The sequence below is a fragment of the Marinobacterium jannaschii DSM 6295 genome (assembly GCF_000620085.1).
Taxonomy (GTDB): domain Bacteria; phylum Pseudomonadota; class Gammaproteobacteria; order Pseudomonadales; family Balneatricaceae; genus Pontibacterium; species Pontibacterium jannaschii.
Genome location: NZ_KK211067.1, coordinates 217,653 through 234,010, shown reverse-complemented (window position 1 = coordinate 234,010; position 16,358 = coordinate 217,653). Strand labels below are relative to the sequence as shown.

The window sequence follows — 16,358 nt, the reverse complement described above, 5'->3', positions numbered from 1 at the left end:
TGTCAGCGTGAGGAGGCTGATGACCGATAACGGGCCTGCGTACCGCTCTGGGCTGTTTAATCGCATCCTGACGGCGAAAGGCATTAAGCATGTATACACCCGCCCTTATACACCTCGAACCAATGGCAAGGCAGAACGCTTTATTCAGACAATGTTGCGAGAGTGGGCATATGCCGTGCCCTATGCCAACTCCGTGACACGTCACTGGGCATTAGCAAATTGGGTCAATCACTATAACCGGGAGCGCCGTCATGGCAGTATTGGAAACTTACCGCCGGTATCTCGAATACCTAAACTTTGTGAACAACGTGCTTAGCATCCACACCTAGGCAGACAACACTCTCACTAGTTGCATGTTAACAGCAAGCCCAATGGTATATAAGGTCAAAACATCGTAACCCTTTGATTTACAAAAAAAATCATAAAAACTCTTTCACATAAAACTACACAAAAATACCTATACAACACATCATAAACACCACTAACCAATCTACATAAGTATTACGTAGTGATATCCTTTCACTCATATCAGATTTATTGTCTATATGGATGAAGGAGACAAAGATGATCTCGAGAACTAGAAAGCTCGGAGCGATATGCCCTCGAGATTCGAGGCGTGTTAGATACTTCCTGGACTACTTACCCTCTAAAAACATTCGTGTCAGTCTTAGAAGTGCGATCCCTACCGTCGAGGAGATGTGCTCATGCATTAGTCAAGCTCTTGCACAGAGCTTCCCCCGTGTACATGATCGCGAGCAGTTCATAAAAACGATGGAGCAAGATTGCGACTCGGTGTTGGTACCTGAAAGAAGCTTTGAATGGTTCAAAAATGATGACAGGGCGTGTTTTTGGGTCTGGGCATTGTTGCGTACAGCCCAACCCCAGTTTTTAGGATATTCAAAACCAGTTTCGCCAACGCCGCTAATGTATGACCAGCTAAATCTGGATAAATACCCAACTAGTACCAGCGATAGATTCAGCTCTATCGTTGATTTCTTTGATTTTTGGCCTGAAGGCCCGTCGATGAAGGCAAAGCTTTTAGAGCATCTTAAGTTCAACTGGACCCAAATTTATAATGGAGCAGATCCATTTAAGTGGCTCAACCATAGAGACGGAGATCAGTGTGACTGGGCTTGGAAATACGTATCGAAATACGATATGCCGACTTGGCACCTCTCACCCATCAATAACAAAGAGAAGCACCTTGCCATCTACGCTGCATTCGATGCATGGATTGCTCCTCAGGACACGAGACGGCTGTTTTCAATCAATATAGGCAAAGCCTGGAGCCAAAAAAAACATAGAGACAAGATGGAAGGAAAGAAACCGTTGAATTCCTACCTAAATGTAGATACGAAAAAGAAGCTAGACGAATTAGCTAAATACCATGATAAGAAAATTCATGCGATGCTTGAGAGCATGATAGAAGGAGAGTACGCCAGAACTTTTTACTCAGTATCGGAAGACTAGTACTAGCTTATATGTGTTAGATAAAATCAAATGGGCACGAAATGGGCACGATATACACCCAAGACGTGTGGTATAAGATAGAGGAAATCAAAACCCTCTATAACTCATTGATTTAAATGGTCGGGATGAGAGGATTTGAACCTCCGACCCCTTGCACCCCATGCAAGTGCGCTACCAAGCTGCGCTACATCCCGACGTTCCCGGCCCATCTGAGCCAAGAGAAGGCTAATATAGCCTAAGGAATTGATATTGTGAAGGTTTTCTAACAGTTTTTCAGACTGCTCAGGATATCTTCAAGCTCAGAAATGCTCTGACGTAACAGCTGCTTATAGCGACTGCCATCATCGTCATTGTCTTCACTGGTAAGGTATTGGCGGGCGCCATTGATCGTGTAGCCCTGATCGTAGAGCAGACTCCTGATCTGACGGATCAGCAGCACATCCTGACGCTGATAATAACGACGATTACTACGTTTAACCGGCGCAATCTGGTCGAATTCCTGCTCCCAATAGCGCAACACATGTGGCTTAAGATCACAAAGGCCCGCTACTTCACCAATGGTGAAGTAGCGTTTCCCCGGGATCGCCTGGGACTCGTTACTAACTAGCGTCTCCGGCATACTTCTCGACGCGGTCCTTGAGTTTCTGACCGGGTCTGAAAGTCACCACGCGGCGCGCCGAAATCGGGACTTCTTCACCGGTCTTGGGGTTTCGGCCCGGACGCTGGCTTTTCTCGCGCAGGTCAAAGTTACCGAAACCCGACAGTTTTACCTGCTCATTTGACGCCAGGCTTTCTCTAATCTCGTCGAAGAACGACTCCACCATGTCTTTGGCTTCGCGCTTATTCAGTCCAAGATCTTCAAACAGGCGTTCCGCCATATCTGCTTTAGTCAACGAGCCCATGACAATCACCCTTGTCGCTTACTCTCGCAATGTAGCACCTAACTCTTTGCCTAGTGCAGAGATCACAGAATCGATCGCTCCGCTGATCTCCTCTTCATTAAGAGTGCGCGATGGATGCTGCCAGGTCAAGCCCAATGCCAGACTTTTTCGTCCTACTTCAATACCTTGGCCCTGGTAGACGTCGAACAGCGTAACCTCATTGAGGAACTCTCCGGCATGTTCAGCGGCACATTGACGCACCGCCTCAAAGCTCTGGGACTCGTCCACAATCACTGCCAGGTCACGACGGGATTCAGGGAATTTTGACAATTCGCTAAAGCGCGGCAAACGTCCCTGCTGAACCAGATCCAAACGCAGCTCGAACAGGTAGACATTACCATTCAGTCCCAGGTCAGCCTGCAGGCTCGGATGCAGTGCTCCGATATAGCCAACGACTTCACCCTGACGCTCAATCTGAGCACTCTGTCCCGGATGCAGCGCTACATGTTTCTGAGCGACAAAGCGGAAATCATCACCCGCACCACCCAGTGCCAGCAAAGACTCGACGTGCGCTTTAACATCGAAGAAATCGACCTGAGTTTTTCCTGCTGTCCAGCCTTCAGGATCACGACCGCCGCATACCACACCGGCAATCACATTTTCCTGAATCATCTCTTCGCCATTTGGCAGGAAGCGCTGGCCTGTTTCAAACAGACGGATACGGCTCTGCTGACGGTTCTGGTTGTACTGCAAGGCTTTTACAAGCCCGGGCCAGATACTGGTACGCATCACCGCCATCTCAGCGGAGATAGGATTCGCCAGCGCCACAGCTTCATACTGGTCATCGAACTTCTTCTGCAGACCGGCTTCGATAAAACTGTACGTGATCGCTTCCTGGTAACCCTGAGCGATCAGGTTACGGCGAATCTGCTGCACTGTAACCAGTGACTCCTGATTCGGCTTCAGCGGCATAGAGGCTTTAGGCGTGCGCACCGGCAGGTTGTTATAGCCGTATACCCGCGCCAGCTCTTCAATCAGATCAACTTCAATACTGATATCAAAACGATACGCAGGCACGGAAACCGTCCAGACACCTGCGGCCGTGCTTTCGAGCTGCAAGCCCAGGCGAGTCAGGATCTCTTCAATCTCTTCAGCCGGCATTTCAAACGCCAGCAGGCTATTCACCTTAGCGTGACGCAGGATTACCTGACGGTCGGACGGCAGATCCGCCTCACTCACCGCTTCTGTCACCGGCCCGGCGTCACCACCAACGATATCCAGCAACAGCGCAGTCGCACGCTCAATTGCCTTACGCTGCAGCTGCCAGTCCACACCACGCTCAAAGCGGTGGGATGAATCCGTGTGCAGACCGAAAGAGCGGGCACGACCTGCGATAGCAATCGGATCGAAGAACGCACTTTCCAGGAAAATGTCAGTGGAATCAGTGGTTACGCCCGTCGCCTCACCACCAAAGATACCAGCCATTGCGACCGGGCCGCTGCCGTCGGCAATAACCAGCGTATCCTCATTCAGTTTAACTTCCTGACCATCCAGCAATGTCAGCGGCTCTTCCTGCTGCGCCATGCGCACAACGATGTTACCGGACAGCTTGTTCAGGTCGAAGGCATGCATCGGCTGACCCAGCTCCAGCAGCACATAGTTGGTCACGTCTACAACCGGGTCAATCGAACGGATGCCGGAACGGGCCAGCTTATCGACCATCCAGCGAGGGGTCGCCGCTTTAACATTAACATTGCGGATCACCCGACCCACATAGCGCGGACACGCCTGCGGTGCCTCCAGCACAACCTCGAAGGTATCATCGATTGCAGGCGCTACGGCCTCCGCTTCGATAAAGCTCACCGGCGCCTTATTCAGTACACCCACTTCACGGGCCAGACCGGTAATACTCAGGCAATCACCGCGGTTTGGCGTCAGGTCAACATCAATAATCTTGTCGTTCAGGTCCAGATATTCACGCAGACAAGCACCGACAGGAGCGTCAGCGGCCAGCTCCATGATACCGCCATGGTCTTCCGACATACCCAGCTCATCTTCAGCGCAGAGCATACCCAGGGACTCAACCTGACGCAGCTTGGCCTTCTTGATCTTGAAGTCCTTACCATCAGGCCCTGGCAGGACCGCACCGACTTTGGCAAAGGCTGTTTTCAGGCCGGCACGGGCATTCGGCGCACCGCAAACTACCTGGAACTCTTCGTTGCCGTCAGAGACCTTACAAACCTGCAGCTTGTCTGCATTGGGATGCTGCTCGGCGAGCAGAATCTCACCGACCACCACACCACTGAAATCGCTGGCAACCGACTCAATTTCATCGACTTCCAGACCTGCCATCGTAATCTGGTCGACGAGGCCCTGAGTATCGATCTCAGGGTTTACCAGTTCGCGCAACCACTTTTCGCTGAATTTCATTCTGCTTTCCCGAAAATTCTGTTGTTAACCACTGTGACTCTTAAACCGAAATCAGTTGAACTGACTCAGGAATCGCAGGTCGTTTTCAAAGAAGAGACGCAGGTCGTTCACGCCGTAACGCAGCATTGCCAGACGCTCTACACCCATACCAAACGCGAAGCCGGTAAACTCTTCAGGGTCGATACCCACAGCTTCCAGCACTTTTGGATGAACCATGCCGCAACCCAGCACCTCTAACCATTTGCCGTTGCCACGGTCGATATCCACTTCAATGGATGGCTCAGTGAACGGGAAGTAGGAAGGCCGGAAGCGCACCTTCACGTCTTCCTCGAAGAACTCACGCAGGAACTGCTCGAGGGTGCCTTTCAGGTCAGCAAAGCTGATATCGGTATCAACGATCAGACCTTCAACCTGATGGAACATCGGCGAATGAGTCTGGTCGTAGTCGCAGCGGTAAACACGCCCCGGGCAGATAATCCGTACCGGCGGTTTCTCAGCTTCCATGGTGCGGATCTGCACCGGAGAAGTGTGGGTACGCAACAACGTATGGGCATTAAAATAGAAGGTATCGTGCATCGCCCGCGCCGGGTGGTGGGACGGGATATTCAGAGCTTCGAAGTTATGATAATCGTCTTCGATCTCCGGACCTTCAGCTACGCTATAGCCGATACCGGAGAAAAACGCTTCGATACGTTCCATTGTCTTGGTGACCGGATGCAGGCCACCCAGCTGCTGACCGCGCCCCGGCAGGGTCACGTCGATGGTTTCAGCAGCCAGTCGCGCTTCCAGCGCTGCGCTTTCCAGCGCCGCTTTGCGCGCATTGATCTGCTCAGAGAGCGCCTGCTTGGCTTCGTTAATTTTCGCACCGGCCTGAGGGCGCTCTTCCGGGCTGAGTTTGCCCAGACCTTTTAGCAACGCAGTCATCAGACCTTTTTTGCCCAGATACTCTACACGCACCTGATCCAGGTCCTGTGTACTCTGAGCGGCGGCAACCGCCGCAGCACCTTCTGCCAAGAGGGCTTCAATGTTTTCCATTTCCGGCTCCAGATAATATGGGGAAATGCTGCTGGATCATTCTGTCATCACAGCAATTTGCAAGGAGGTTCTGCTCAACCCACCTGATAGCCCGCCAGCATAACCAGCGGCCGGCAATGGACTCAGCAGAACCACCAAAAAAACAGGGGAAGAGTTTACACCCTTCCCCTGCCATAAAATCAATTATCGTCGGATTGCATTCATCTGTAGTACTTAGGTCCTGCAGTGCAGGCAATCCGGATAATTAACGGGTGCTTACGCCAGAGCAGCTTTCGCTTTCTCTACAACAGCGGCGAATGCAGCCTGCTCGTGTACAGCCAGGTCAGCCAGAACCTTACGGTCGATTTCGATGCTGGCTTTTTTCAGGCCAGCGATGAAGCGGCTGTAAGACAGACCGTTGATACGTGCAGCAGCGTTGATACGTGCAATCCACAGAGCGCGGAACTGACGCTTACGCTGACGACGGTCGCGGTATGCGTACTGACCAGCTTTGATGACTGCCTGTTTAGCAACACGGAATACACGACTACGAGCACCGTAGTAACCTTTTGCCTGTTTCAGGACTTTCTTGTGACGACGACGAGCAATAACACCACGTTTTACGCGAGCCATTGGAACCTTCCTATTTCAAATTCTGTTAATAAACCAATTAGATGTACGGCAGCATACGCTTGATCAGCGCCTGGTCAGCAGAGTGAATCTGCTTCATAGGACGAAGCTGACGCTTACGCTTAGTGCTCTTCTTGGTCAGAATGTGGCTAGTGAAGGACTGCTTGTGCTTGAAGCCATTCGCAGTTTTCTTGAAACGCTTTGCCGCGCCACGGCAAGATTTAATTTTAGGCATGACTAAAAATCCCCACGCATTCGTTTAGTTTTTTTCACCCGGACATACAACAGAACCCGTAGCTGAATCCGGAGAAACAGTTACGGGTCTTGAAAGTAAGCGGGTTACTTTTTCTTCTTAGGAGCAATGACCATGGTCAGCTGACGGCCTTCCATTTTCGGACGCTGTTCAACGGTACCCAGCTCGATCAGGTCCTGTTCGACCCGCTGCATCAGCTTCATACCCAGCTCCTGGTGAGCCATCTCACGACCGCGGTAACGCAGGGTTACCTTGGCCTTGTCTCCAGCTTCAAGGAAACGTATCAGGTTGCGTAGTTTTACCTGATAATCCCCATCTTCCGTATTAGGACGGAATTTTACTTCTTTTACCTGAATCTGGTGCTGCTTCTTCTTCGCTTCAGAAGCTTGCTTCTTCGCTTCATACTGATGCTTGCCATAATCCATCACTTTACAAACGATGGGGTCAGACTCAGCAATCTGCACCAGATCCAGACCGGCCTCCAGCGCCGCCTCAAGGGCGTCACGCAGTGGCACAATACCTATTTGGGTTCCGTCTGGACCAATCAGTCGACATTCTTTTGCGCGGATTTTGTCGTTGATCATAGGGCCCTGCTCTTTGCGCGCGCCCCTTCTGTTATCTCGCCTGATGGCTCTATCTCCCGATTAATTAATGCTCGCGACCTTTACGAACCAAGTCCTGGTTCAGGAGGTCGATAAACTCGTCTGCGGACAAGGTACCCAAGTCCTCACCCGACCGAGTTCTAACGGCTACGGTTCCAGACTCTACTTCCTTATCTCCGACCACCAGAAGGTAAGGCACCTTCTGCAAAGTACGCTCACGGATTTTAAAGCCGATCTTCTCGTTTCTCAAGTCCGCAATGGCTCGGAAACCGAGTTCTTCCAATCGGTTAGCGAGATTTTCGCAATATTCACCCTGTTTATCGGTGATATTGAGAACCGCAGCCTGTACCGGGGCCAGCCATGATGGCAGCGCACCGGCGGAGTTCTCGATAAGTATACCGATGAAACGCTCAAATGACCCCAGGATTGCACGATGCAACATTACCGGAGTTTCACGCTCACCCGCTTCATTGACGAACTGTGCACCGAGGCGACCCGGCATAGAGAAGTCGACCTGAATAGTACCACACTGCCAGATACGTCCCAGGCAATCTTTCAGGGAGAACTCGACTTTAGGGCCATAGAAAGCACCTTCGCCCGGCAGCTCGTCCCAATCCAGATTAGCAGCGTCCAGCGCATCGGCCAGGGCTTTCTCAGCCTTGTCCCAGATCTCGTCGGAGCCCACGCGTTTTTCCGGACGGGTAGACAGCTTGTAGATCACCTCGTTAAAGCCGAAATCCGCATACACTTCGTGCAGGAAGTCGATAAAGCGGGATACTTCCGCCTGGATATCGTTTTCAGCACAGAAGATATGCGCATCGTCCTGTACGAAACCACGTACACGCATAATACCGTGCAGCGCACCGGACGGCTCATTACGGTGACAGCAGCCAAACTCAGCCAGACGCAGTGGCAGGTCACGGTAAGAACGCAGGCCCTGGTTGAAAACCTGAACGTGACATGGGCAGTTCATCGGCTTGATCGCAAAATCACGGCTCTCAGAGTGAGTAGTGAACATCTCCTCAGAAAACTTATCCCAGTGGCCGGATTTCTCCCACAGGGTACGTTCAACCACCTGTGGCGTTTTGATCTCCTGGTAACCCTGGCGACGCAGCTTACGGCGCATGTAATCTTCGATCTGCTGGTACAGCACCCAGCCGTTCGGGTGCCAGAACACCATTCCCGGTGCTTCTTCCTGCAGGTGGAACAGATCCAGCTGCTTACCCAGTTTACGGTGGTCACGCTTCTCAGCTTCTTCCAGACGGTGCAGGTAAGCTTTCAGTTCTTTCTTATCGCCCCAGGCCGTACCGTAGATACGCTGCAGCATCTCGTTGCTGGAGTCACCACGCCAGTAGGCACCGGCAACCTTCATTAGCTTGAAGGCCTTGATATGGCCGGTAGAGGGCACGTGAGGACCACGACAGAGGTCGATAAAGTCGCCCTGAGAGTAGAAAGACAGGTCTTCGTCACCCGGGATGGATTCCAAGATCTGAACCTTGTATTTCTCACCCATCTCCTCGAACATCGCCACCGCTTCGTCACGCTTCATCAGCGAGCGGGTTACCGGCAGGTTCTGTTTTGCCAGCTCAGCCATCTTCTTCTCGATCTTCAGCAGATCTTCCGGCGTGAACGGACGTTCGTAGGCGAAGTCGTAATAGAATCCGTCTTCAATAACAGGCCCGATGGTTACCTGAGCACCGGGAAACAGCTCCTGGACGGCCATCGCCATCAGGTGAGCACAAGAGTGACGGATCACCTCAAGCCCGGCCTCATCACGCGCGGTGATAATCGCCAGCTCGGCGTCCTGTTCGATGGTGTAGGAGGTATCGACCTCTTTACCATCTACTTTGCCCGCCAGTGCAGCCTTTGCAAGGCCGGCACCAATATCGGCAGCCACTTCAAATACGGTAACCGGGTTAGCAAACTCGCGCTTGCTACCGTCAGGTAGAGTAATTACAGGCATGTTATTTCCCTGGATTCAGTGGTGACCCATACGCAAGGCCACTTCATTTGTCTGTTAGGCTCATGGTTGTACAAACCAGGTACAACCAGAGGCGCGCCATTCTAGCGCAACAGCTGGCGAAATCCTATGGCATTGGCGTGGGGATTATTCAGCTTCTTCCAGTTGACGGCGGGTGTAATCGATATGCTCACGGGCGGCAATACGGGCGGATTCGGCATTGCGGCTCATCAGGGCCTGATGGATCTGGGCATGCTGCTGGCTGATACCGTCGGGATAGCGACCGAATTTCTTCAGGGTACGCGTCAACACACCATAAATAGCGTTGAAGTAGCGGCTATAAAATATCTGACTGAAAGAGACCAGCAGCAGGTTATGACTGGACTCTGCGATCATCATATGGAAAGTCAGGTCGGCTTTGGCTTTACTCAGGGTGGTCTCTCCGGCTGAGCGCTGCTGCATCCGCCGAAACTCCAGATCAAGCTGTTCCAGCTCCTTTTCGGAAGCACGTAACGCTGCATAATAGGCGGCTTCGCCCTCAATCGCCGCACGCATTTCCATTACCTGCAGCTGAAAATCCAGATTATCTCCCAGCCCTTCCAGTGGAAGATTGAAGTGAGGCTCCAGCAGGTTACGGCAAACACTGGCGGTTCCCTGACGGGTTTCGATTAAGCCGTCCAGCTCAAGCTGCAGCACGGCTTCTCGTACCGTCGCCCGTGAAAGATTGTACTTTTCAGCCAGCTGGCGCTGAGAGGCAAGTTTCCTGCCCGGCAGCATATTGCCAAACAGAATCTCCCGCTTGATCTCTTCGATTAGCTGTTCACCCAGAGCTTCGCGCATGCCCCACCCCTTCCTGGTCAGACCAGTTGCCAGTGTAGCATTTATTTTCCGTCCATCCTTACCTATCTTGCAGGTAAATCAAATGCACCTGCCATCCCCACTGTCAGGGCATATTATTACTATAACCAGGTGCCTGACAGCCTTCGGAACTGAACACAGCCAATTCATCCAGCCACAGCGCAAGCGCCAGAACCCACCAGTTCAGGCTTACTTACCGCCTGTGCAGGACGGCATTCAGAAGGTTAATTGTACAGGCCCGTAACCCGGTGACTTGAGATGCCAAACGCTGAACACCATCCCCGCGTCGGCCTGTTCGTGACTTGTCTCGCGGATATGTTCCGTCCCAGTGTTGCATTTGCCACAGTGCGCTTGCTGGAACAGGCAGGCTGTATCGTAGAAGTGCCAGAAGCACAGACCTGCTGCGGCCAGCCCGCCTATAACTCCGGTGACAAAAAAACCACCCAGGAGATCGCCAGGCAGACCATCGCCGCTTTTGAAGGCTTTGACTACGTCGTTGGACCGTCCGGCTCCTGTATTGGCATGCTGCATTACTACGTTGACCTGTTTGAAGCCGGCGACAGCTGGAAGCAGCGCGCGGAAGACCTCAAGGCCCGGGCTTTCGAAATCACCTCCTTCCTGATCGATGTGGTTGGCTTCGACAAAATCAGCGCATCTTTTGAAGGCTCCGTCACCTACCATGATTCCTGCTCCGGCCTGCGCCAGCTGGGCGTTAAGCAACAGCCCCGTACTCTGCTCGGCAAGGTCGAAAACCTGGAGCTTAAAGAGATGGAAGAGGCTGAGACCTGTTGCGGCTTCGGTGGCACCTTCTGTGTTAAGTACCCGGACATTTCCAACCGTATGGTGTCCAATAAGACCGAATATATCAGCAACTCCGGCGCCCGCACTCTGGTCGGCGGCGATCTGGGCTGCCTGCTAAACATGGCGGGCAAGCTTAAGCGTGAGGGTAAAGAGGTTGAAGCCCGTCACGTCGTCGAAATCCTGGCCGGCATGTGTGATGAACCAGCCATTGGCGAAGCCGATTATGACCTGGCAAAACAGCTTTAAGCGGGAGTTGGAAGATGCAGATCAAAAGCCCTGATTTTAAGAAAAACGCCCGCATAGCCCTGCAAGACGTTGGTCTGCAGAAGGCTCTGGGTAACCTGAAAGCCGGTTTCCCGGTAAAACGCTCGATTGCCGTAGACCGCATGCCGGAGTTCGAAGACCTGCGTGATGAAGCGCGCGACCTGAAAAACCATATCCTCGGCAACCTGGATATCTACCTGGAACAGTTTGAATCCAAGGTAATCGAGAACGGCGGTCACGTACACTGGTGCCGTACCGCCGAGGATGCCCAGAAGAAGATTCTGGAGATCTGTCAGGAGGTCGACGCCAAAACGGTTACCAAGGGCAAATCCATGGTCTCGGAAGAGATCAACCTGAACGAATACCTGGAAGCCAACGGCGTACAGCCGATCGAAACCGATCTCGGTGAGTACATTCTTCAGCTGCGGGAGGATCATCCGAGCCATATCATCGCACCGGCGATCCACCTCAACCTGGAAGATGTCTCCGAAGCGTTCCATAAGCATCACAAACGCCCCAAGTCAGACGACCCGGCGGTACTGATGCAGGAAGCCCGCGAGATGCTGCGTAAGAAGTTCGTTGCGGCGGATGTCGGCATCACCGGCGCCAACTTCTGTGTCGCTGAGACCGGCTCGACCATCATCGTGACCAACGAGGGCAACGGCGACCTGACCCAGACTCTGCCAAAAACCCATATCGTCGTCACCTCGATCGAGAAAGTGGTACCGACACTGGAAGATATGACCCTGTTCCTGCGTCTGCTGGCACGTTCGGCCACCGGTCAGGAATTCACGGTTTACAACACTTTGTCTACCGGCCCGCGCCGTGAGGGTGATCAGGACGGTCCTGAAAACTTCCATGTGGTACTGGTGGATAACGGCCGCAGTGAGATGGTCGGCACCGAGTTTCAGGATATGCTGCGCTGCATCCGCTGCTCAGCCTGTATGAACCACTGTCCGGTCTATGGCTCTGTTGGCGGCCACGCCTACGGCTGGGTCTACCCCGGCCCGATGGGCTCTGTACTGACACCACAGATGATCGGCATCGAGAAAGGCGGCAACCTGCCGAACGCCTCTACCTTCTGCGGCAAGTGCGAGTCGGTCTGCCCGGTACGCATCCCGCTGCCAAAGCTGATGCGGCACTGGCGCGAGAATGAGTTTGAGAAACACCTGACGCCATCGGCAGCGCGCTACGGCCTGGCAGGCTGGGCTTTCTTTGCCAAACGCCCGACGATGTATCGCATGCTGTCGAAAACCTCGAACTGGTTCCTGCGCACCATGGCGGGTAAGAAAGGCAAGATCAGCAAACTACCACTGGCAGGTGGCTGGACCGATTTCCGCGATATGCCAGCACCATCCGGTAAAACCTTTATGCAGCAGTGGAAGGAGGGCCAGCGATGAGCAAGGCCGAGATTCTGGGTAATATCCGTCGCGGCCTGGGCCGCTCCGAGCCAACTGATGGCGAACGCCAGCGCGTATTGTCACGCCTGCAGGCCAAAGCCGATAACCTGATCCCGAAACGCGCCCAGCTGCCCCACGCGGAACAGGTTGAGCTGTTCAAGTCGATGGCGCTGGAAGCCGCTGCCGAAATCATCGAGCTGGATCAGATTGAGCAGGTCCCGGCGGCCTGCGCCAGATGGCTCACTGAAAACCAGTTAAATGAACTGGTCAGTGCCAGCGACGAGGCACTTAACCAGCTGGACTGGAGCCCCCTGGGTGAGATCCAGCGGGTACAGCGCGTCGCTCAGGCCGGCGATATGGCCAGCCTGACCACCAGCTTTGCCGGCATCGCAGAGACCGGCACCCTGATGCTGCACTCCCGTAGCGAGAGTCCGACTACCCTGAACTTCCTGCCGGATATTCATATGGTGGTACTGCAGCGCTCAACCATTGTCGGACCTTACGAGGATGCCTGGAAGAAACTACGGGCGGTACATGGCGAAAAAATGCCTCGCACCGTCAACATGATCACCGGCCCGTCCCGCAGTGCCGATATCGAGCAGCGCCTGCAGATGGGCGCGCATGGCCCTCGCACGCTGGTTATCCTGCTGATAAACGACTGACCATAGCTCTGGCGACTGATACAGGTTTTCGCAGCCCTGCAACCGCACTACAGGTTTATTCCCAGGGTACTTGCAACACAAGTACCTCACCCTTAGGCCGCCCATCCGGGCGGCTTTTTTTATCGTCGGCGACTGGTTAGACTGAGCCATTCACTTCCTGTAATTGCAAGGAACGTTTTATGGCCAGCCATCAGTTTTATCGTTCCCCCACCTTGCCCGATCTGGAGATCCGCCACTCCAGCGACAACAGCAGCTGCTTTGAACCCCACAGCCATGAAACCCTGTCGATCGGTCGCCTGCTCAGTGGCACGGCCACATTCAACTACCGGGGCCTGCAGCAGGCTACCTCGCCAGATGATCTCTGCCTGATAAACCCACAGGAGATCCATGCCTGCCGCCCTGATAACGCCGATGGCTGGCAGTACCTGATGCTTTATGTCGCGGCCGACTGGTATCCCGCCATGCTCAGTGAAGGCGGCGAAAAAAATGGCCGCCTGAGCTTTGATGCGTCCACCCAAAACCGGCGGGAGCTGGTCAGGCATTACACCGACACCTGCTTTGCCCTGATGCAGCAGGAGGGACTGGACCAGGAGGTTGCCTTGCTTGAGCTGCTTGACGCGCTGGCCTCTGACGATCGCAGCACATCAGCTCCGCAACGGCCGGATTGCCGCATCGCCTTAAACCGGAGCGCAGAATATATCCGCGCCAACCTGCATCAACCGGTATCACTGGAAACACTGGGTCAGATCAGCGGACTCAGCCCGTACCATCTGCAACGCAGCTTTCGCCGCCAGTACGGACTTTCGCCTGCACGCTTTCAGCACCAGTGCCGGATTCATGAAGCCTGTCGCCTGCTGCGCCGGCAGGTTCCTATCGCCGAGGTAGCTGCTACGACCGGTTATGCCGACCAGAGTCACCTGTATCGCTGGTTCCGACGCATGATGGATACCACGCCGGGCCAGTACCAGCAGAACCGGCCACTCCCCTACGCCTGTTAATCCACAAATTGCGCAAGATCGTCCAATCCGCCAGGCCGGCACTCGCTTTAGACTTCTATCCGTCTAAGTCAGCCTCTCTGCAGCAAGGAGTTACGCATGAGCCAATATCATCTGGCCCAGCTCAATCTGGGAACCCCGCTTTATCCCCTCGACGATCCCCGTATCAGCGCTTTTGTCGACGCCCTGGAACGCATCAATGCCCTGGCCGAAAACAGCCCAGGCTTTATCTGGCGGCTAAAGGATGAAAGCGATAACGCCACGGCAATCGAAGTACCGGGCTACCCCGATACTATCTTTAACCTCAGCGTGTGGCAGGATTTCAGTGCCTTCAGGGAATTTGTCTATCGCTCGGAACATGCTCAGTTTATCAAGCGACGCAAAGAATGGTTTCGGCCGATGGAAACACCGCCATTGATGATGTGGTGGGTAAAGGTAGACGAACATCCGACACTGGAGGATGCCATCGCCCGCTACGATCAGCTTTGCCGAAGCGGCCCGGGTCAGGAGGCCTTTACGCTGGGCACGATGTTTGCACCGCCGGATCTGCATACAACCCAGGCATGAAGGCAGCGCTCAGCCAGGCGGATTGAGCGCACTGCGGGCCTGTTCGAGCTGCGTACTGAGCTGGCGCAGCATTGCCGCAGACTGCTCATCGGCCCCTCCGGGCTGACAGAGTGTCGATGCCGCTGACGCGGCCAGCTCCATGCCGCCGCGCTGGGCAGTCATTTCATCAATCAGACTCTGCAGCTGTTCATTGAATACCTGTAACGACACCCGCACCTCGTCCAGTTGAGGCAGTTCAGTTTCAACCAGCGCCACCTCTGCCGTCTCGGGTTCAGGCTCCACAACAGGGCCAGCGGGTAGCCCGGGCTCATCCGGTACCCGCTCTGCTGGCTTAACCGCATCAGACATCATCTCTACGGCATAAACACAGCGCTTAGCAACCGTATGCAGCTTGCGGCTTACTTCAGATACACCGTCGGCAGACGGGCCTATATTGGCCGCTTCGATCGCGATATCCGCAGCATGTTCACGAATCGAGCCGGCAGCGCGTTGTAGCATCGCGGCTACCACTTTAAGGCGGGCGAGATCCACATCCGGCCCTGCCTGGGTGGTTTGCTGCGGCACCGCTTCGGCCACGGCTGCCGGCTCGGCCTGCGGTTGCGCCAGCTGTAATGAGTGAGGCAGCTGATCGATCGCCAGCTTCAGTTTGCGCTGCATCTGACGCAGGGTCACGCCGTGAGACGCGGCCTGTTTCGCCAGCCGGGCAAGGTGCTCCCCGGCCAGTGCGGCGGTCACTTTCTGCTGCTGGTCATTGAATTTGAGATGCAGCTTCCGCTGACTGAGGTATTCTGCGGCACGATCCAGCGCCCCCAGCAACTCAAGCAACTGCTGATGATTCTGTTCCGAACGGGCCTCCAGTGTCTCAACGGCCACTTCCATTTCAGCCACCGAAAGACCGGCCTCTTTGGGAACCCGCCCCAACAGACGCTGAAGTAACAGCTGCAACTGCGTCAGCGGCAGGGCTATCTGATCCAGCGCTTCGTTAAACGCTTCGACCAGATCCTGCTGCTGCGGCAATCTCTGGTGATCCAGCCGGGCACTCATATCGCCCCCCTGCCAGCGTTGCTCCAGATCAGCCAGCAACAATGCCAGCTGGTTATCCGCCGCATCGGCCTGAGGAATCGAGCGCCACTTCAGTACGGTTTTGTGGTTCAGCCTGGCCAGCGTCAGTTCGTAAACACTGTCATAGAGCGCCAGATAAAGCGGATTGAGGCGCTGATCGTCCTGCAGCCACTGACGCAGTACCGGGCTGTCGATCAGGTCAATCAGACGATTGCCCAAGGCCAGGGTCAGGTCGGCAGAGATCGAGAACAGCAGTGTGCGGCAGGCCGGGGTCAGATAGCTGATGACGCCATCGGCTTCCAGCACCATTACGGCATCACCCATCGCCTCCAGCAGCGCTTTAAAATCGGTCACTGCAGAGCGTTCCGGTGCCAGCATTTCCAAGGTGTCAGCCGATGCTTCGATGGTTGTCACCCTATAGTCTCCTCTCTGTCCGAACGGTAGTCCCTGACCACTCAAGCTGTGAGTCTTCAGACTATTCAAGATGTTATCGACCGATCCACGGCCAG

The 16,358-nt window shown here is 54.2% G+C and carries 17 protein-coding genes and 1 tRNA gene; 7 read left to right on the top strand and 11 right to left on the bottom strand.

The genetic code is table 11. The annotated features are described in order from the left end of the window. Together Q354_RS28060 and Q354_RS0121715 are read left to right on the top strand one after the other, a co-directional pair. Nucleotides 1-316 (top strand): integrase core domain-containing protein (locus Q354_RS28060; protein ID WP_156948447.1); only part of this gene is annotated, 316 nt, incomplete at its 5' end. Nucleotides 317-792: 476 nt separating this feature from the next. After that, nucleotides 793-1,470: a hypothetical protein gene (locus Q354_RS0121715; RefSeq protein WP_156948446.1), complete on the top strand. Its 678-nt coding sequence runs from the start codon at nt 793-795 to the stop codon at nt 1,468-1,470. A 117-nt stretch (nt 1,471-1,587) separates the two neighbouring features. Here Q354_RS0121715 and Q354_RS0121710 read toward each other — a convergent pair. The 10 genes from Q354_RS0121710 to Q354_RS0121665 form a co-directional block, all read right to left on the bottom strand. Further along, nucleotides 1,588-1,664 (bottom strand) — tRNA-Pro (locus tag Q354_RS0121710). Between the two features lie 68 nt (nt 1,665-1,732). Next, nucleotides 1,733-2,089 carry a MerR family transcriptional regulator gene (locus tag Q354_RS0121705; protein WP_027859448.1) on the bottom strand — a complete coding sequence of 119 codons (357 nt, stop codon included), beginning with the start codon at nt 2,087-2,089 and terminating at the stop codon, nt 1,733-1,735. Then, a complete protein-coding gene (gene ihfA, locus Q354_RS0121700) occupies nt 2,070-2,372 on the bottom strand; it encodes an integration host factor subunit alpha (RefSeq protein ID WP_027859447.1) in 303 nt (100 codons plus the stop codon). Before ihfA ends, Q354_RS0121705 begins: the two co-directional genes overlap by 20 nt. 18 nt (nt 2,373-2,390) lie before the next feature. Next, nucleotides 2,391-4,781: a phenylalanine--tRNA ligase subunit beta gene (gene pheT / locus Q354_RS0121695; protein WP_027859446.1), complete on the bottom strand. Its 2,391-nt coding sequence runs from the start codon at nt 4,779-4,781 to the stop codon at nt 2,391-2,393. 51 nt (nt 4,782-4,832) lie between these two features. Next, nucleotides 4,833-5,816, bottom strand: coding sequence for a phenylalanine--tRNA ligase subunit alpha (pheS, locus tag Q354_RS0121690; protein ID WP_027859445.1), 984 nt, complete (start codon nt 5,814-5,816; stop codon nt 4,833-4,835). Nucleotides 5,817-6,071: 255 nt separating this feature from the next. After that, entirely contained in the window at nt 6,072-6,428 is a 357-nt protein-coding gene (rplT, locus tag Q354_RS0121685; RefSeq protein WP_027859444.1) for a 50S ribosomal protein L20, read from the bottom strand. A gap of 37 nt (nt 6,429-6,465) precedes the next feature. Then, complete coding sequence (gene rpmI, locus Q354_RS0121680; protein WP_027859443.1) at nt 6,466-6,660, bottom strand: 50S ribosomal protein L35; 195 nt, start codon at nt 6,658-6,660, stop codon at nt 6,466-6,468. Nucleotides 6,661-6,764: 104 nt separating this feature from the next. Further along, the gene (gene infC, locus Q354_RS0121675) at nt 6,765-7,262 is read right to left on the bottom strand and encodes a translation initiation factor IF-3 (protein WP_051560515.1); all 498 of its coding nucleotides are present in this window, start codon (nt 7,260-7,262) and stop codon (nt 6,765-6,767) included. A 64-nt stretch (nt 7,263-7,326) separates the two neighbouring features. Continuing rightward, on the bottom strand, nt 7,327-9,243 hold the full coding sequence (thrS, locus tag Q354_RS0121670) for a threonine--tRNA ligase (RefSeq protein WP_027859441.1): 1,917 nt from the start codon (nt 9,241-9,243) through the stop codon (nt 7,327-7,329). A 144-nt stretch (nt 9,244-9,387) separates the two neighbouring features. Then, entirely contained in the window at nt 9,388-10,080 is a 693-nt protein-coding gene (locus tag Q354_RS0121665; protein ID WP_027859440.1) for a FadR/GntR family transcriptional regulator, read from the bottom strand. Between the two features lie 276 nt (nt 10,081-10,356). On the opposite strand from Q354_RS0121665, the gene Q354_RS0121660 reads away from it, so the two are divergent. The 5 genes from Q354_RS0121660 (at nt 10,357) to Q354_RS0121640 (ending at nt 14,787) form a co-directional block, all read left to right on the top strand. Beyond that, a complete protein-coding gene (locus Q354_RS0121660; protein ID WP_027859439.1) occupies nt 10,357-11,145 on the top strand; it encodes a (Fe-S)-binding protein in 789 nt (262 codons plus the stop codon). 14 nt (nt 11,146-11,159) lie between these two features. Next, nucleotides 11,160-12,563, top strand: a complete 1,404-nt coding sequence (locus tag Q354_RS0121655) for a LutB/LldF family L-lactate oxidation iron-sulfur protein (RefSeq protein ID WP_027859438.1) — start codon at nt 11,160-11,162, stop codon at nt 12,561-12,563. Continuing rightward, the gene (locus Q354_RS0121650) at nt 12,560-13,225 is read left to right on the top strand and encodes a LutC/YkgG family protein (protein ID WP_027859437.1); all 666 of its coding nucleotides are present in this window, start codon (nt 12,560-12,562) and stop codon (nt 13,223-13,225) included. Before Q354_RS0121655 ends, Q354_RS0121650 begins: the two co-directional genes overlap by 4 nt. 179 nt (nt 13,226-13,404) lie before the next feature. Further along, nucleotides 13,405-14,223: an AraC family transcriptional regulator gene (locus Q354_RS0121645; protein WP_027859436.1), complete on the top strand. Its 819-nt coding sequence runs from the start codon at nt 13,405-13,407 to the stop codon at nt 14,221-14,223. A gap of 96 nt (nt 14,224-14,319) precedes the next feature. Beyond that, a complete protein-coding gene (locus Q354_RS0121640; protein WP_027859435.1) occupies nt 14,320-14,787 on the top strand; it encodes a DUF3291 domain-containing protein in 468 nt (155 codons plus the stop codon). 9 nt (nt 14,788-14,796) lie between these two features. Here the strand turns inward: Q354_RS0121640 and Q354_RS0121635 are convergent, their stop codons facing one another. Then, nucleotides 14,797-16,263: a hypothetical protein gene (locus tag Q354_RS0121635; RefSeq protein ID WP_027859434.1), complete on the bottom strand. Its 1,467-nt coding sequence runs from the start codon at nt 16,261-16,263 to the stop codon at nt 14,797-14,799. Nucleotides 16,264-16,358 lie beyond the last annotated feature (95 nt).